The sequence below is a fragment of the Vibrio sp. KMM 9700 genome, assembly GCF_058545285.1.
The window spans coordinates 1960587-1978950 of the sequence record NZ_CM178589.1; the positions used below are offsets into that span (position 1 = coordinate 1960587).

12 protein-coding genes are annotated in these 18364 nt (G+C 42.0%); 2 read left to right on the forward strand and 10 right to left on the reverse strand.

The window, feature by feature from the left end; genetic code table 11:
• Positions 1-7: 7 nt before the first annotated feature.
• The 10 genes from AC2VOY_RS08720 to hemL all read right to left on the reverse strand — a co-directional run bounded on the left by AC2VOY_RS08720 (position 8) and on the right by hemL (position 16121).
• Positions 8-1813 carry a glycoside hydrolase family 9 protein gene (locus AC2VOY_RS08720; RefSeq protein WP_491833060.1) on the reverse strand — a complete coding sequence of 602 codons (1806 nt, stop codon included), beginning with the start codon at positions 1811-1813 and terminating at the stop codon, positions 8-10.
• A 282-nt stretch (positions 1814-2095) separates the two neighbouring features.
• A complete protein-coding gene (locus AC2VOY_RS08725) occupies positions 2096-3151 on the reverse strand; it encodes an ABC transporter ATP-binding protein (protein WP_491830937.1) in 1056 nt (351 codons plus the stop codon).
• A gap of 9 nt (positions 3152-3160) precedes the next feature.
• Entirely contained in the window at positions 3161-4147 is a 987-nt protein-coding gene (locus tag AC2VOY_RS08730; protein ID WP_491830939.1) for an ABC transporter ATP-binding protein, read from the reverse strand.
• Position 4148: 1 nt separating this feature from the next.
• Entirely contained in the window at positions 4149-5174 is a 1026-nt protein-coding gene (locus AC2VOY_RS08735; RefSeq protein WP_491830940.1) for an ABC transporter permease, read from the reverse strand.
• 2 nt (positions 5175-5176) lie between these two features.
• Positions 5177-6163 (reverse strand): ABC transporter permease, encoded by a 987-nt coding sequence (locus AC2VOY_RS08740; RefSeq protein WP_491830941.1) that lies wholly within the window; start codon positions 6161-6163, stop codon positions 5177-5179.
• Between the two features lie 144 nt (positions 6164-6307).
• Complete coding sequence (locus AC2VOY_RS08745; protein WP_491833061.1) at positions 6308-7972, reverse strand: ABC transporter substrate-binding protein; 1665 nt, start codon at positions 7970-7972, stop codon at positions 6308-6310.
• Between the two features lie 675 nt (positions 7973-8647).
• Positions 8648-12238 carry a response regulator gene (locus AC2VOY_RS08750; RefSeq protein WP_491830942.1) on the reverse strand — a complete coding sequence of 1197 codons (3591 nt, stop codon included), beginning with the start codon at positions 12236-12238 and terminating at the stop codon, positions 8648-8650.
• Positions 12239-12350: 112 nt separating this feature from the next.
• Positions 12351-13406, reverse strand: coding sequence for a 16S rRNA (guanine(1207)-N(2))-methyltransferase RsmC (gene rsmC / locus AC2VOY_RS08755; RefSeq protein ID WP_491830943.1), 1056 nt, complete (start codon positions 13404-13406; stop codon positions 12351-12353).
• Positions 13407-13513: 107 nt separating this feature from the next.
• Positions 13514-14602 carry an AI-2E family transporter gene (locus tag AC2VOY_RS08760; RefSeq protein WP_491830945.1) on the reverse strand — a complete coding sequence of 363 codons (1089 nt, stop codon included), beginning with the start codon at positions 14600-14602 and terminating at the stop codon, positions 13514-13516.
• A gap of 223 nt (positions 14603-14825) precedes the next feature.
• Entirely contained in the window at positions 14826-16121 is a 1296-nt protein-coding gene (hemL, locus tag AC2VOY_RS08765) for a glutamate-1-semialdehyde 2,1-aminomutase (RefSeq protein WP_491830946.1), read from the reverse strand.
• A 355-nt stretch (positions 16122-16476) separates the two neighbouring features.
• Here hemL and erpA point away from each other — a divergent pair, with 355 nt between their 5' ends.
• Positions 16477-16818: an iron-sulfur cluster insertion protein ErpA gene (gene erpA, locus AC2VOY_RS08770; protein WP_491830947.1), complete on the forward strand. Its 342-nt coding sequence runs from the start codon at positions 16477-16479 to the stop codon at positions 16816-16818.
• Positions 16819-17060: 242 nt separating this feature from the next.
• Positions 17061-18248 (forward strand): tyrosine--tRNA ligase, encoded by a 1188-nt coding sequence (gene tyrS, locus AC2VOY_RS08775; RefSeq protein ID WP_491830948.1) that lies wholly within the window; start codon positions 17061-17063, stop codon positions 18246-18248.
• The last annotated feature ends 116 nt before the right edge of the window (positions 18249-18364 follow it).

Sequence of the window (18364 nt, forward strand, 5' to 3'; positions counted from 1 at the left end):
GACCTTCTTATTGATTATTTTGAATAAATTGACTGCTTAAGGCATAAAATAGCCATGCACCATGAGGCAGCCATTGTTCTGACCAACGCCAATTTTGTGCCATGTCTTGCGCATAAGGTTCTGGGTTAAATGCTACCTCTGACGCCTTGTTAAATCCTGCTGTGATCCCATTGCATACGCCGCCTTTAGCATTAAAAAAACCAAGCTCACTAAGATACTCTGGATTGTTGTAGCCATGTCCGTCTAACATACAGATATCAAAAGGATTTCGACCTAAAATCCAGTCCACATTATGGTTTGCATAACACCTGAGTCGGGCTTTGAGTACATCGGGTATGGCAAGCTTTTGTGCCTCCCATGCCACGGCTGCAAGGCTAGCTAAACGCGCATTTTCACCCTGCCACCAATATAAGGTTTCATTGTCTTGGGGGATAAAAAAGCTTGCTTGCGTTTTTTCGTGCAGCGGCCTCACGAATTGCCTTGGGTAAGCAAATGGGTTCTTGACGCTCTCGGTGACATCAAGCTCTGCTTGCAAGGCAAGTGCTAGGGTGTCCTGAATATAAGGCTCAGGATCTTCAAATATTAATGAATATTGGAGTAATGCAAGGCAGGGCAGTCCAGCTTCTGCTGCATGAAAATAGGGTCGCTTGGTGCTTTTATCTGCTAGCCAGTAGTTGTTTCCTGACTCAGCTTGATGAAAATAATCACATAGCTCATGTGCCCATTGCTTGGCTTCGGCTTGATAACCAGAGTCGGTATTGCTGCGCGCTTGGGCTTTATAAAGGCTAATGCTTGCCATTAATGCGCAATACACATCGATGATATTTTCTTTGCCATCATCTAAGTATTTGAGATTATTTTCTTTTAGGTGCTGATAACCCAGATGTGCCGCTTGCCAATAGCTTGTTGCTTTATCTGTTTTAAGACAAACGGCTTCTGCCAACGCAGCAATGGCCATGCCACCACCTTGACGAAACCCTGCTTGATAGCTGTTTTGTTTGTGACCGTCTTGGGTTTTATAGCTGCATAGTTCACGTTGCGTAGGATCTTTGCTCCATTTATCAAACACAGTCATATAAAAGAAGCCAGATTCATCTTGCATGCGCAGTAAAAAGTCGGCGCCAAAGCAAGCTTCATCTTGGATGCGTTGGTTTAAAAAGCTCGGAAATACATGGGTGTCCTGTTTCTTGTTTGGATTATCCATAAGCTTTTCAAAACGTTGAAAGCTATTGGATAACACCCAGACCAACATAGGGATCTGCTGTGGGTTAAAATAATTGGCATAGGAGAGGTGGCTTAAATATTTGCTCACATCACCTGATGCGTCAAACCAACCGCCGTGAACATCTTTGGTTTTGGGCTCTGAACCTTGGCTTGAATCAGGCTCAAAAATTGGCGCATGTTTATCTGCTTCATCCCAGATCCCAGAGCTGCGTTGAGATTTAAAGTAATGGACGAGATCAGAAGCGCAACGCTTGAATAAAATATTATCTTTGATTTCAAATTCGTGAGAGTGCCCAAGAAGCTCAGCTTTGGGATCTAAAATAGATGAGTGTCCTTTAATTTGGATCTGATATTTCCCTAAAATACAAAAGCTTGAAAAGTTTATTTGATACATGTGGCCACGATGAAAGGGATCATCCAAGAGCCAATCTTCGCAGTATCCACACGGCTGAACATCAAGATCGCAAATAGCTTGGTGCGTCTTGGCATCAATGAGTTGAGCGTTAAAAAGATGCTTTTCGGGAGCAAAGAAAATTGCCGTTTTTGAATCCTTTGGTGCATACCCAAGATGATTGGTGAGGATTTGGATCATCATGTACCTTTTGCTCATTAAGATGAAAGAAAAAGGCTCTTTTTAGTTCGACAACATTAGTTTGTAGGGGATTTATACCTTAATACTTAAAGTTGCAAATGCATCTAAAATACTTAGGAGTTAAACTAAACGAACAAAAAGAGCCAAAACCTTATACTCTTCATACTTGAAGTTGCATCTGCGTTAACTGCGCGACTTCGCCCGAATCACATATTCTTATATGCTCATCGGGTCTCATTGCTTGTTGCCTTGCAGCAACTCCAATTATTTTGAGTATTTTTATTCAAATAAATAACAGCGAACAAAGTGGTTCTCAGAAAGCTTAGTCACAGGCGGAAGTGCTTCTTGGCACTTTGGCGTAGCGTGTAAGCAGCGACCAGCAAAAGGACAACCGAGCGAATCAGGTGTCCACAGCGGAATTTCACCTTTGTTACCTTTAAGCTTTTCGTGAATCGACTTGCTTGGATCGGGCACTGCCGACACCAATAGTTGCGTATATGGGTGCTGCGGGTGATGGATCACTTCATCTGTGTCGCCCCATTCCACCATATGCCCAACATACATGACGCAAAGATCTTCAGCGATATAACGCGCTGTTGCAATGTCATGGGTGATGTAAAGCAGTGACATTTGCTTTTCAAACTTCATCTCTTCCATCAAATTAAGAACACCCGCACGAATCGAAACATCGAGCATTGAGGTAGGCTCATCAGCCAGTACCACCTCTGCGCCAACAGCAATGTTTCGCGCCAGATTCACCCTTTGTCTTTGCCCACCAGAAAGCTGGTGCGGGAATTTTTCTGCGGTTTCATGCGCAGGGTTTAAGCCAACTTGCTCAAGCAGTTCATGTACTCGCTCGGTTAGTTCCTTATGGTTGCCGCTAACTTTTTTATGGATCAGCAAAGGGCGGGCAATATGATGGAAAATATTATGGGTTGGGTTAAGGGATCCAAAGGGATCTTGCCAAACCATTTGTACGCCTTCGCGATAACGCATCAAATCTGCTTTTTTCTTGATCTCGCCAATATCTCGGCCTTTGTATTCAATCACCCCTGAGGTTGGTGCATACATCTTGGCGATCATCTTAGCTGTGGTTGATTTGCCCGATCCGGATTCACCCACAACAGAGAGGCCGCGACCTTTAAACATTTTAAAAGACACATCATTAAGCGCGCGCATCATAGGTTGTTTTAACGCATTGCTTGAAATCGGGAAGTCTTTGACAAGGTTTTTCCCTTCAACCAATAGTTGACCACGCTTTGGATCGCTTTTGGTTTGTGGTGCTTCGTTTGCAGCTTGTGATGTTGCCGTGACTTCTTGGTCTAAAATACTCATAACTTCTCCTTAAACCTGTGCAACATCAATTGCTTGAGCTTGATATAAATGACAATTTGAAAAACGCCCAGACTCAATTTCTTGCAAGTTTGTCGCCTTAGTTTTACAAATATCCTGCACCTTCGCGCAGCGTGCTTGGAAGCGGCAACCTTGAGGGATTTCAAGTAAATTCAATGGATTACCTGGGATCCCTTGGAGTTTGTTTTTCGGCCCTGTGAGGGATGGGAAGGAGTTCCCCAAACCTTCGGTATAAGGATGATAAGGTGAGGTTAAGATCTCTTTAGATGGCGCCACTTCAATCAACTCACCTGAGTACATCACGCCAATGCGATCAGAGAACTCAACCATTAGTGAGAGATCATGGGTGATAAAGAGGATCGAAAATCCAAACTCTTCTTTTAGGGCATAGATCTTTTGTAGGATCTCGCGCTGCACCACCACATCAAGCGCAGTGGTTGGCTCATCCATGATGATCATTTTAGGGTTGAGCGCCAAAGCAATCGCGATAACTAAGCGTTGACGCATGCCACCTGAAAATTGGTGTGGATAATCGGTTAAGCGGCTTGGGTGGATGTCTACTATTTCGAGTAAACCCTGCGCGCGCTTAATGGCTTCATATCGGCTCAGGTTGGTGTGACGCATGATCACATCGCAAAATTGCTCTTCAATCGTCAATACTGGGTTGAGTGCATTCATCGCACTTTGAAACACCATAGACATTTGACGCCAGCGAAAATTAGACATCTTATAATCGCTATAAGATAAGATATTTTCGCCATTGAAAATTACCTCACCACCGGTAATAAATGCAGGCGGCTTATGTAGGCGCATCAAAGAGAAAGCGACGGTTGATTTACCACAGCCAGACTCGCCAGCGAGACCAAAGACTTCGCCTTGGCCAATCTCAAAGTTTACATGATTGACGGCGCGAACATCGCCCGCATCAGTAATATAGTCAACGCACAGATCGCGGATTTGAATTAAAGGTTCTGACATTTTATTTATCTCCACTCCAAAGTGCATTTTGTGGCGGTAGTTCAGGGGTACGTTCTTTTTGGTTCTCTGCTGCGAGTTTTTTCCAACGATTCATACCCTTGTGTGAACGTAATTGCGGGTTAGCAATTTCATCTACGGCAAAGTTAAGCAGTGCAAGACCAATCGCCAGCATAGTTAAGGCAAAGCAAGGGGCAAGCAGCTCCCACCAAGCGCCGATTAAGATAGAAGATGAGGTCTGCACGTTATAGAGCATGATCCCCCAACTGACAGTGCTTGGGTCGCCTAAGCCGAGGAATGAAATTGTTGCTTCCATCATAATTGCGTACATCACAGAGCCGATAAAACTTGCACCGACAATCGAGATAAGGTTTGGCAGAATTTCAACAAAAATAATTCTAAATGAGGATTCGCCTAATACTTCAGCCGCTTTGACAAACTCTTTTTCTCTTAGCGCTAACGTTTGTGCGCGTACCACACGAGCGCCCCAAGCCCAGGAAGTACAGCCGATTAAAACTGCAATTGTGACTGGCCCCGCCTCCCCAATAAATGCTGCCAAAACAAAGAGTAATGGATATTGAGGGATCACTAGCATGATATTCATGGCTGCGGTTAGGATGTCATCAATTCGACCGCCAAAATAACCCGCCGAGACGCCAATGACGGTTGCCAAAAAGCACACCACAAGCCCTGCGCCAAAGCCCACGGCAAGCGAGGTTCGCGCGCCATACGCAAGCTGTGACCAAATATCTCGTCCCATACGTGTCGTGCCTAAGGTGTGCTCTGCATCTTTAGACATACGCAGTTTGCGTGCGTCATCAGCAAGGTTTGTTGCAACCCAGCCTTCAGGATTTGCTTGCGCCATTTTCACCACAGGGGCAGGGTATTCATGTGGACGGCCGCTGCGTTTATCTGGTTCAAAGCTAGTTAAAAGTGGCGCAAAAATTGCGATAAATAAGAAGATACCTAGAATCGCCATACCTATCATGGCCTTGGTATTGCCTCGGAGTAGTTTAATTAAAGCTTTCATTCTTATTTCCCTCCTTTACGCAGACGCGGATCAAGGAATACATATAGCATGTCGGCAACTAGGTTAAAGAAGAGCATAAAGAGCGTCATAATTAAAAGTTGGCCTTGAAGCACTTGGTAATCACGGGCTTTAATTGCATTGAATAAAACGGTGCCAAGTCCTGGATAGTTAAAGATAATTTCAACAATAAGTTGACCACCAATAGCCATCCCAAGGGACATAGATAGAGCGGTCACACTTGGTAGCATGGCGTTACGCGCAGCGTAGTTGAAGACCACACGGTTTTCTTTTAAGCCTTTGCCTTTTGCCATGGTGATATAGTCTTCACCAAGTAAGTTGATCATATTGTTGCGCATATTAATTAAAAAGCCGCCGACCTGAACGATAGATGCGCAAAATAAAGGCAGTACAGCGTGGTACGCAACATCCTTGATGAAAGTCCAACTGGTCCAGTCAGGAGTTAGGCCTGGTGTGTAGGCGTAACCGGTTGGGAACCAACGCAAGCCGACGGCAAAGACAAACATCACCAACATGGCGATGACCACTTGTGGCACAGCTTGGATCACAAGCATGCCAGGTGAGAAAATTGTGTCGAATTTAGAACCGCGTTTCCAAGCGGCAAAAATACCTAAAACAGAGCCAAGAGTGAAAGACAATAGTACAGCTGTACCGGCTAAGAAGAGTGACCAACCAAAAGCGCCAGCTAATAACTCAGAAACAGGGAGTGGATAAAATTGGATAGAGGTTCCGAGATCCCAGCTAAGAATACTCTTCATATAAGCAAAGTATTGCAGCCAAATTGGGCCATCTACAAAGCCTAACAATTGCTTCATCGCTTCGATGCGTTCAGGGGTAACTTGGACGCCTGCGTTGGCAAACATCATGGTCACAGGGTCGCCTGGCATTGCGCGTGGAATAATAAAATTAATGGTTGCAGCGACAAGCAGTGCAATTAAATAAAAGCCTAAGCGGCGTAAGAAAAAACCCATAGCAACACCTTCTTCCTATACGTGTATTCGAATGAATAAGTCCGTATTTTTGTTATGGTTTTAAAAGTTTTTAAAAAGGTGCACCTTTTATTGGTATCTTGTTCGATGCACCTAAATATCATAAATAAATCAGCTTCTTATGATTTATTTTGCAACAGGACGCAAGTCTAAGACATGCAGTAAACGCTCAGGAATACCTTGCCAAATGCTTGGACGACCTTTTGGATTTTTCTCATTCCACCAACCGGTAAAGCGTGTGGTGTTGTATTGATACGTTTGTGCGCCAGACATGACAGGAACTGTCACTTGGTTTTCGGCAATGATTTTTTGGATCTTATGCGCAATGCCAAGTTGTTCATCTTTGTCAGCAGTTTTATAGAAACTTGCAAGCAATGTGTCTAGCTCTTCATTTTTAAAGAAGTGCATTGCAAAGCGTGGCATGCCTTCACCAGATTGAAGCGCTGAGCTATATGCTGAGTTCCAATAAGTGTATGGATCGGCACCATGGAAGTAGTTAGTAAAGGCAACATCATAAGTCCCATCTAGCATTGCTTGGTTATATACCGCAAACTCAGGGGTACGTGCTTTCGCCTTAATGCCTGCTTCTTCTAATTGCTCAACCGCAAGTTGTACTGCGTTGTTAAAGTCAGTCCAACCATTTGGTGATTGAATTAATAGCTCAAAAGATTTGCCTGATGGGGTATCAACAAAACCATCGCTATCCACATCTTTAAAGCCAGCTTTAGCAAGCAGCTCTTTCGCGCCATCTAGGTTGTATGTGTTATAAGGTTTAAACTCGTTATGTACCTTTTCATCTGACCAAGATTCAAAGGCATAGCCTAGACCTGAGCCAAAATCATTGACTGTACCATTGCCATAAAACGCGATGTCGATAATGGTTTCGCGATCGATTGCCATCGAGAATGCACGACGGAAATCTAAGTTATTAATCGCTTCATTTTTCGCAGCATCCGGATCTTTAAAGTTAAGCATGAAAGATTGCGTGCCAGATGCTGGATACCAATAGTGGTGGTTCGGGTTGGTTGATGCGTACGTTCTGTCGATATCAGGAACAAAAGATGAGGTCCAATCTAACTCTGAGTTTACAAGACGAGTCAGAAGTTGATCATTGTTCGCGATTTGTGGGACACGCAAGCAATCTACGTGTAAAGAGTCAGCATCCCAATAATTTGGGTTTTTACATTGAATATAAAGTTGTGGGGTGAACGTATCGATAACAGTAAATGGCCCTGTACCGACTGGGTTTTCATTGGTAAATGTAGTTGGATCTTTAACATCTTTCCAAATATGCTCAGGAACGATTGGCACTTTTGAAATTTCATAAGGCACATTGGAATTTGCTTCGGTGAAGTTGAATTTCACTTGGGTATCGGAAACTTTCTCAACGCTTGCAATCCATTTATTGATTCCGCTTTCATCTAACGCTGTGTTTTTCTTTAATAAATCATAAGAGAACACAATATCATCGGCAGTAAATGCTTCACCATCAGACCACTTCACACCTTCTCTTAAATCAAAGGTTGCGCTTTTTAAATCGTCAGCAAGTTTATAGTCTTTGGCAAGGCGCATCACAGGTGTGTTGCCTTTCATTTCGTTAAAAATAACAAGTGGCTCATAAATGAAGTCACGGGTTGTTTTTAAGTTAGTTGCACCTAAATATGGGTTAAAGTTGCGCACCATAGTAGGATAAAAGTCTGGGACAACGGTTAATTCACTACGCTCGGCGGCCATGCTTGTTCCAGTGACTAGGCTTGCACCAATGCAAAGACCGAGTAGTGTTTTATTCATCTTTAACATATAGATTCCTTTTTATGTTTTGTCATATACCTTTCAACTTGCTCAGGTATAACTTGTCTGACTCATTATTTTTTATAACTAATTTGTTGCCTGTGGTGTCAGTGAAAAGCTAAGCAAACATAGTGCCAAGTTTTTTATATCGATACTCAGCGCGTTTGAATCAACTGATATCATCAAGAAAACACCTAAGATCGGCGTTCGTCAATTTTTGCTTACGTTAAAAACGTTAAAACATTGTGTTTTACTGTCAAAATCGTTAAAAAACGCCCTTAAAGACATGTTTTAAATGTGCTTATTATGGGTGATTAATATCACATAATCTTGTTGCTTTTATTTTTATTATTTTTATTACTTATTGTTTTTAAAGGATTTTATTTTGTTTCTGGTTTTTTGTGAGAAAGATCACTGGTGGCAAATTACACTTATTTTATCTTTTTAAAAAAGGCGGATTTAGTAGTGTGATATAAGTCGCAATTTGTTGCTTATGTTGATGGAATTGTAATCTAACATTGTTTTTATAAGGTTTTATTTGAACCAATTTGGTGCATTTTTTAAGTGCAAATTAATCTTAATTTGGTGCGATAATTAATGTTAGATGAAAAGTCATAAGGCTGAAGCTGTGGCGATTAGCCATTATTTTATGTGAATAGCTAATCGCTTGGAGGGTTATTTCTTTGCTTGTTCCATCATTTGTTGTAGCTTATGTTTATAAGCTTGAAGCTTTAACTTAAGTTGGTGGTTCTGTGCTTGCATTGGCGTGACTGTTGTTTGCGTGTGCTCTAAAATATAGTCTAAAGTACTCATTACCGTTTTCCAGCGTGGCGTTTTAGGTAGGGTTTCAATATGTAGATACTTATCTAAAGTTCGAGTTTGTAAGCTGCTGCGATCAAGGTATACACGCCATAAGTCACTTTGCTTAGCAAGATCAAACTTATTCATGCCAGTGGCTGCTTGCCAGTATTCTAACCCTAGGTTCATTGTATCAACCAAGTGCTCGCGCAATGCTAGCTGTGGATCTTGAGCTGATTGAGTCACTTTTTTCACCAAAGGAACAAATTCATGGCTGATGTTTGGCAAAGCTTCAAGTTGGCTGACCTCACCATTAAAGGCATAACGAGAAAGGGCTTCAATGGCTTTTTCTAAGGTTTGAATGCGCGCTTTTTCTGGACTCACAGGGTGAAAAACATAAATGGTTTGAATGCCTGAATGTTGGGATAAGATAAATATATCGGCCAATATCTTGCGTCTCTCATCCGCACTGAAAATTTCAATCTCCACTTGTGATTGGCTTTGTTTGATCTCCAGGTATGGGCTTGCAATGAGTTGCGCGGCATCCATTTGCATCAGTTTATCCAGTGGAACTTGCATCAGGGGTTCGAGCGCAGGGTTAGCAAAGTCAATTTTACCTTGCTGATTGAAAGCTAAAATTGGTTCATCGATTAAGTTTAATAAGCTGAGTAATTGCTGCTGCGTTTCAATCAATTTTTGTCGACTGTTTTCTTGCCAGCGCAATTCATATGCAAGCTGAGTATTCTCGACTTGCTTAAGGTGAGTTTGACTGGCTTGCAAGTGAACCTTCATCCGAGCTGCCAGAATATGACGTTCAAACGGCTTAATTAAATAGTCATTGGCGCCGAGCTCAAAGCCTTTCATTTGATCGCGACTATGGCTTAAGGCTGTGAGCATAATAACAGGTAATTCATTCGCGCTGTATTGCAAACGCAGGGCTTCACAGGTTTGATAACCATCTAGCACCGGCATCATGATATCGAGCAAGACAAGATCTGGCTTGGTATGCTCAACAAATTGAATCGCTTCTTGGCCGTTTGTCGCAAAGGCGCTTTGGTATCCTTCAAGTTGTAAGAATTCAGCTAAGATTTGTCGATTCACTTCTTCATCATCCACCACTAAGACTAGGCTTGTTGTGCTTTCTAAGCTCTTAACTTGATGAGCGTGAGATACATGGGTGTCCTGACTCTCATGATGAGCGTGAGATACATGGGTGTCCTGACTCTCATGGTGAGTGTTAGCATGATCTGTGCTTACTTCTAGCGCTTGCGAATGTTCATGGGTGTCCCGTATTTTATCTGTACTGATAGCTTCTTCTGACTGGGCTTTGTTGTAGGATGACGGCGTGATAAATGCGTGGGTGTCCTGTATTTGTGGTTGAGAAGCCGCAATCGGCAAGTGGAAGCTAAAGCTAGTACCTTGCCCAACTTGACTTGAAACGAACAAATGTCCGCCCATAATTTCAATTAGCTGACAGCAAATCGATAAACCAAGACCTGCGCCCGCGCGATAGCCCATGCCTTGAACTTTGGCTTGAGTGAGGGGCTCAAAAATATGTGGCAGCATGTCATCTTCGATGCCTTGGCCTGTATCGGTAATTTGAATGCGCACACTGTGAGGGTAGGTTTGAGCAATAAGATGAACATACCCCGAAGCTGTATATTTAATCGCATTATCAATTAGGTTATATAGCACTTGCTCTAGACGTTGCGGATCAGCATCGACCAAAGGGAGTTGATGTGGCAATAGGTTATGCACCTTGAGATTCTTTTGCCCAATCAAGTGTGAGCTCATCTCGAGAATATGATCGAAGCTTTGATGTAAGTCAACGGCGCTGATATCCACATCAAGGTGGCCATAGCGCATTTTATGATAATCCAATAAGTCATCGACTAAACCTGACAATCTACGCCCGCTATTTATGATGATTTCTAATTGATACGCTTGATGAGCATTGAGTTTGCCGTTTTTCTTATCTGTTAAGGCTTCAGCAATACCTATCATGCCATGTAACGGTGTTCTTAATTCATGGGATGTCGTGGCGAGGAATTTATCTTTGAGCTCATCGGCTTGTTGCAATTCATGGTTTTGCGCTTCAATGATTTTTATCTGGTTTTCAAGTGAACGATTCTGTGTATTGATAACTTCTATTTTATCTTTTAAGGCAGTTTGCATGCGTGCAAAACTTTTCGCGAGTCGGCCAACTTCATCTTCGCGTTCGGTATGTAAAACCGTTTGGTTTAAATCGCCTGCAGAGATGCTTTCAGCTATCCAACTAAGCTTTAAAAGCGGTCGAGTAATAAAGTTGGATAAATAATGAGAGAGTAAAAAGACGAGTAGAATGGCGATAAAAAATGTCGTGAAAAATACTTTTTTCAAGTGGTTAATTTGTGCAAAGGCCTTTTCTTCAGGCGTTTGAACGATGAAGGCCCAGTTATTTTGATGAAACTTAACTTGAGTAAAGGCACTAAAGAAGGTTTGTTTGGCATCATTGGTTAAGCTACCTACGCCATCACCTTGAAAAGCAATGTCGATGATATTACGGTTACTTTCAACGACACTAGTTTGTTGGCCTTGAATTTTATTTTTAAATGTTTGATCAACTAAGATTTTTTGAATGTTTTTATCATTTTCTGCATCAAGCAAAATTTGGCTAAAGCGCTCTAATGGCAGTTTGAACAACATGTAGCTGTGCAGATAACCTTGCTTAATAATCGGTGCTCCAATCCAGATATATAATGCCGGTGGGGCTTCATTTTGAGTGTAATACTCAATCACAGATGAGTAGACTATACTTGTGTCCGCATCTTTTTTAGACTTATCTTGCGTGGTTTGTTTTAGTTTGGCGAAGGTTTTGCCAAGCTCAGAATCTGCTAGTTTACCTTGAGTTAAGTCTTTGCCAAATTCATTTGATGTTTGCGCTGAATAGGCAACATTTCCTTGTAAATCAACGAGCAAGATATCACTGAAATCACTGCGATTAAGCCAATCTAAAAATGATTCATGGTACCGCTTATGCAGGAGTCGATACCGCTCTGCTGCATTTTTATCGACGATGCTTTGATTCCCTTCATGTCTTTCATCTAGGCCATGACTTGAAAGGTTTAGGAACTCTAAATGTTGCGCATATTCTCTTGAGCTTTGGATATCTTCGCCTAAATTTTGAAAAGCATTGATTAGGCCATAAAATCGTCCACCTGTGGCGTAAGCGAGTTCAGAGCGCACCATGCCTTTGACTTTTTCATCTTGAGTATGGAAATAATTAAGAATTTGCTGTTTTTGATGCTCTCGAATAGAGATCAGATAGGCCGTACTTTGATTTTTTAGATCTTGGGTATGGCTGTTGAAAAAAAACACTGCCATTACAGTTAAAGGGATTAAGCTTAGAGCTAAAAAAGCAAGGCGTAAACGGCTTTGGATTCGTTTGAAGCGACTTGCTTGAAAACAACTTTTTAGCTTAAAACTCATGTAAGTACTTCCCTTATTTGTGACCTAGAGGCTTATTTCTACTAGATTTAATAAGGGAAGTCATGTTTTACAGTGGCAAGCATGAATCTTTAGATGAAAAGTACTAAAAACATCACACTTTTTGCGCTTGGTAGATAACAAACTTGTTGGTTTTCGCAAGGGTGTTGCAAAGGCCAAAGCTAGTTTGAATAATTGGCTGATATTTCAAAAAGCTATTGGCAACAATGCAAAGTTGACCATTGCGAGCAAGGTGTACGGGGGCAGCTTCAAGTAAGGTTTCAGTGGCATTGTAGCTAGTATCTAAACCTGAGTGAAACGGTGGATTACTAATAATAAATTGGTAATTATTGTCGCAATCAGAATACACATTACTCGCAAAAACATTTGCTTCTAATTGATTCGCAGCAAGGGTTGCCTTTGAAGAGGCGATTGCCAGTGCGCTAATATCACACATTTCTACTTGTGCTTTGGTTTGACCTTGGGCTGCTAAGCGTTTTGCCATTACTGAGCCAATGACGCCAGCGCCACAACCAAAGTCTAGGCACTTACCCGATAATTTGGGTAAATGTTCGATTAAAAGCTGTGAGCCTAAATCAAGTTCACCATGGCTAAAGACGCCAGGTAAACTTTTTACCGTGATGCTATCTTCACCTAAATCAAGATGATAGGTTTTAAACCAAGACTCAAAGTTAAAGCTTGGTGCTTGCTCTTGATATTCACCCCAATAAAAAGAGCAGCGGCGCGCACTGTCATATTTTTTGATAGTGCCATAAGGCTTGAACATTTTCTCGATGCTTTTTACGCCAGAGCGGTTTTCACCAACCACACAAATTTCAGTCCCAATAGGAAGGTGCGCAAACAGCATTGCAAGTAAAAACTCGGCTTCAGCTTTGGCTTTTGGCCAATAAAAAAGCACCATATCTGGTTGATTTTTGGGCTTAAAATCTGCGTAATTTGCGCCGAAGAAGGAATCAACTTGCGAGTGTTTGCTGATTGCTTGATAGTGTGAATAATTAGTACTAAAAAGGCTGACCGATGCGCTCGTCTGGCAAAGGTTTAGTGCAAAGCTATCTTCCACTTCACCTGCAAGCAGTACATGACGGTTTTCAAAAAATTCAAGCTGACGTTCTGCGATTTGACTCGGGGTGGTAAGTGAAGCTAAAGACATAGAGGGGTTTCCGTAGATAAGAGCAAAATAAACAAGCACAAAAAGAAAAGGCGATTTTCTCACAAACCGCCTCATCTGGGAACCTTCAGTTTTTAGTTATTATCTTACTAGCTATTATCCTGCTGGTTTAAAAAGTTTGAGAATTCTTCTTCATAAAGCTTAAATAAAACCAAGGTAATCGCAAAAATTAGCGGACCATAGATTAAACCTGCTAGGCCAAATAAATGTAGACCACCTAATAAAGAGAAGAAAATCATTAAGGTATTCATGCCAGCGCTGCCTTGCATTAGTAGCGGTCGCAATAGGTTGTCAATTGAACCAACCACCACTATGCCCCATAGGGTTAAAAAGCCTGCCATCATAAAATCTCCAACGAGCGCAAGGTAAATTGCAATCGGAACCCAAACTAGGGCTGTGCCCACAACTGGAATAAAAGATGCAGCGCACATCACGCTGCCCCAGAAAAAGCCAGGGAAGCCTGCAATCCAAAGTGCAAAACCACCGGCAACACCTTGCGCCAAGGCGGTTAAAAACGAACCTAAAACCGCTGATTTAGACACGGCTTCAATTTCATTTAATAGGCGATCTTCTTGCGAGCGAGAGAAAGGTAGCACATGGCGGAATGCTTCGATGATTTTGTCATGATCACGTAAGAAGAAGAAAAGCACGAAAAGCATCATGAAAAAGCTCATTAAAACGCCCGTTACATCCCCTAAAATTTTGGCGCTAATGGCAACCAGTTGAGAGCCAAAGCTTGACACAAATTTCGCCACACGTTGGGCAATCTGCTGCGCATCTAAATTATCAAAAGGTAGGTAATTATTTACAATATCAAGCGCTTTGCTTACAAGATCGTGCTGCAATAAGGTTTGCACGCCGCCGGTACTTGCCCAATCATATGCGTTTTGGGTAAAGCCAACCCCTTGGTTGATCACCGCGCCAATAATGGTAAATAAAGGGATTGCAATCACAAAGGTGAGAATCAAGCAGGAAATTAAGGATGCAAGGTTTGGATGTTTTGGCATTTTGGCATCAATGCGCTCATGTAGCGGCAAAATAAGCAGTGCGATAATAAATGCCATGATGATCGGATTGATATAAGGCTGAACCAATAGAAAGCTTGCATAGGCCGCTATAAGTAAAAAGACAACGATGATCCAATGGCTATTGGTCATCTGAAATTCTCGGTTTGACATGGATATTCCTTTATACAAGTTTGAGTATCTATTCGTTTAACCAATTACCCTGTGACAGCGTTTTGGTTAAGGTGCTGGCTAGAAAAGGGATATTTTAGTCTATCTGTGTGGCATTAAAACTAAAATTCTGCCAATTAAGTTAAAAAAATCACATAAAAAAGGCCAGCTCACTTTGTTTAAAATAAAATGAGCTAGCCAATTTTGAGATGTTAAATAAAATTAATTATTTAGCTTCTTTTGCAATGATAGCAAAACAACGCTCGGCGGCATCAACTGTTGCTTCAATCTCGCGTGGCGTATGCGCCAAAGACATAAAGCTTGCTTCAAATGCAGACGGTGCAAGGTAAACACCATGCTCAAGCATTAAGTGGAAAAAGCGCTTGAAGCGTTCGACATCACACTTGGTCACATCTTCATAGCAAGTGATTTTCTTTTGATCGGTAAAGAAGAAGCCAAACATTGCGCCAGCGCGGTTGGTTGTAAACGGAATATTATGTTTCTCTGCCGCTTTACGTAAACCTTTACACAATTGCTTGGTGCGTTTTGCAAGGCGTGCTTCGTTATCTTCGCCTTCAAGTTCAGTTAAGCACGCAAAACCTGCCGCCATCGCAATTGGGTTACCAGAAAGTGTACCAGCTTGGTAAACTGGGCCTGTTGGCGCAAGGTATTGCATAATATCTTTACGGCCACCAAAGGCGCCCACTGGCATGCCGCCACCGATGATTTTGCCAAGAGTCGTTAGATCTGGGTTGATGTTATAAAACTCTTGCGCGCCACCTTGTGCAACACGGAAACCTGTCATGACTTCATCAAAAATTAGCAATGCGCCTTCTTGGTCGCAGATTTCGCGTAGACCTTCAAGGAAACCTTCAACCGGTGGAATGCAGTTCATGTTGCCGGCAACGGGTTCAACAATGATACAAGCGATTTCATCTTTGTTCGCAGCAAAAAGCTCACGTACAGAGTCAAGATCGTTATAAGTTGCAGTTAAGGTATATTTAGCAAAATCAGCAGGAACGCCAGGTGAGCTTGGTTGCCCAAGAGTTAGGGCGCCTGAGCCTGCTTTAACTAATAAGCTATCAGCATGGCCATGGTAACAACCTTCAAATTTTAGGATTTTGTCACGGCTAGTAAAGCCACGCGCAAGGCGAATCGCGCTCATGGTTGCTTCTGTGCCAGAGTTCACCATACGAAGCTGCTCCATTGAAGGAACAAGGCGAGAAACAAGGTTTGCCATTTCAATTTCAATTTTTGTTGGCGCGCCAAAGCTTAAACCTCGCTCGACAGCTTTTAGTACTGCGCGGCGAACTTTACTGTGGTTGTGGCCTAAAATCATTGGGCCCCATGAGCCAACATAATCAATATAAGCCTTATCATCCGCATCAAAAATTAATGGCCCATCGGCACGTTTAATAAATAGAGGATGACCACCTACGCCGTTAAATGCGCGTACTGGTGAGTTAACACCACCTGGGATAGTTTGTTGTGCTTCTTGATAAAGTTCTGCTGACTTACTCATAAGGTTTCCTTTGGGATTTTATCCCTTCACAAGTCTAGGGATACTTGAAATTAATTGCTTTTCGCATCAATAAGTTCAGGCATTGTATATCAATCTTTATATTTTGCATCTTAACTTCAATCAAATTCTTTGGATTTAGACGAATTTCATGTATTTATTCAGCAAAAAAGCCGCAAAATGCTTAAGATTCGATAATACTTGAATCCATTAGTAAGGTATCCGATAATACCTCCATGCCTAGAGATATATCCTTGAGATTTGAAATGACAAATTATTTGGATATACAATTTAGATTAATTTTCACGTCTATTGCCAACTTGCAGTGTAGACGTATAGACAGATGAAAGAGGTTGTCATGTCTGACGAGCAATTACCTTTGCAATTTTCACAAGCGGCAGCAGCACGCGTGAAAACTTTGATTGAAGAAGAAGAAAATCCAAACCTAAAACTACGTGTATATATCACAGGTGGTGGTTGTAGTGGTTTCCAATACGGCTTTACTTTTGATGAAAACGTTAATGAAGGCGATACCACCATTGAAAAAGAAACTGTGACCCTAGTGGTTGATCCTATGAGCCTGCAATACTTAATTGGCGGCACCGTGGATTACACTGAAGGTCTTGAAGGTTCACGCTTTTTTGTTGATAACCCAAATGCGACGACTACGTGTGGGTGTGGGGCATCATTTAGCGTTTAATATTCTTCATCTTTGAAGTGATGACAGCGTTTCTTATGTTATTTGCCTTGTGCTCACTCCAATGATTTTGAATCAAATAGCCATTATTATATTTATATTAGCCTTGTTGTGTCCAAATTGGAGATAACAGGGCTTTTTTATTGGTTTTCAAAGCTTGATTTTGTATTATATCCAGATCAAATTTTGTATTATGGCTAGATTCGGCGTCACTTGGCGCAAATTAATTCTTGGAGTAAAAATAAATGGCGAGCATTGAAGCAGCATTAGCTGAAATTAAACGTGGTGTTGATGAATTAATTCCTGAAGCGGAACTAATTGAAAAGCTAAAAGAAAACCGTCCACTACGCATCAAATTAGGCGCCGATCCAACTGCTCCTGACATCCACCTTGGACACACTGTAATTCTAAACAAGCTTCGTGCTTTCCAAGAGCTTGGTCACGAAGTCATTTTCTTGATTGGTGACTTTACAGGTATGGTTGGCGATCCAACGGGTAAAAACACCACACGTCCACCACTTACTCGTGAAGATGTCCTAGCGAATGCTGAAACTTATAAAGAACAAGTCTTTAAGATCCTAGATCCTGCAAAAACTAAAGTTGTCTTTAACTCAAGTTGGTTAAGTGAGCTTGGCGCTGAAGGGATGATCCGTTTGGCGGCAAACCAAACTGTTGCGCGTATGCTTGAGCGTGATGACTTTAAAAAGCGTTATAGCAATGGTCAGCCAATTGCGATCCACGAGTTCATGTACCCACTGCTACAAGGTTATGATTCTGTTGCACTTGAAGCGGATGTTGAGCTAGGTGGTACGGATCAAAAATTCAACCTTCTGATGGGTCGCGAGCTGCAAAAAGCAAATGGTCAAAAACCTCAAGTTGTGTTGACTATGCCTCTTCTGGTTGGCCTTGATGGCGAGAAGAAGATGTCTAAATCTGCGCACAACTACATTGGCGTAAGTGAAGCACCTTCTGAAATGTTCGGTAAAATCATGTCGATCTCTGATGATCTGATGTGGAACTACTATGAGCTATTGTCTTTCCGTCCACTTGCTGAAATTGAGCAATTTAAAACAGAAATGGCAGAAGGTCGCAACCCACGTGATATTAAGATCTTGCTTGCAAAAGAGATCATTGCACGTTTCCATGATGAAGCTGCTGCTGAGGCTGCTGAGCAAGAGTTTATCAACCGTTTCCAAAAAGGCGCAATGCCTGATGAAATGCCTGAACTTGAATTTGAGCAAGGCATGGCAATTGCAAACCTTCTAAAAGAAGCAAACCTTGTGGGCTCAACATCAGATGCGATGCGTATGATCCGCCAAGGCGCTGCGAAAATTGATGGTGACAAGATTGAAGATACAAAACTTGTTCCAGAAGCTGGCACTGCTGTATATCAAGTTGGTAAGCGTAAGTTTGCACGTATCACGCTTAAATAAAGCTTGCGAGCTATAAGCTAAAAAGAGTATCCCCTATCAAATTTGGTAGGGGATTTTTTTGCTTTTAATGCAGGACACCCACCTTTTTAATATGGGACACCCATGAGTTTTATCGT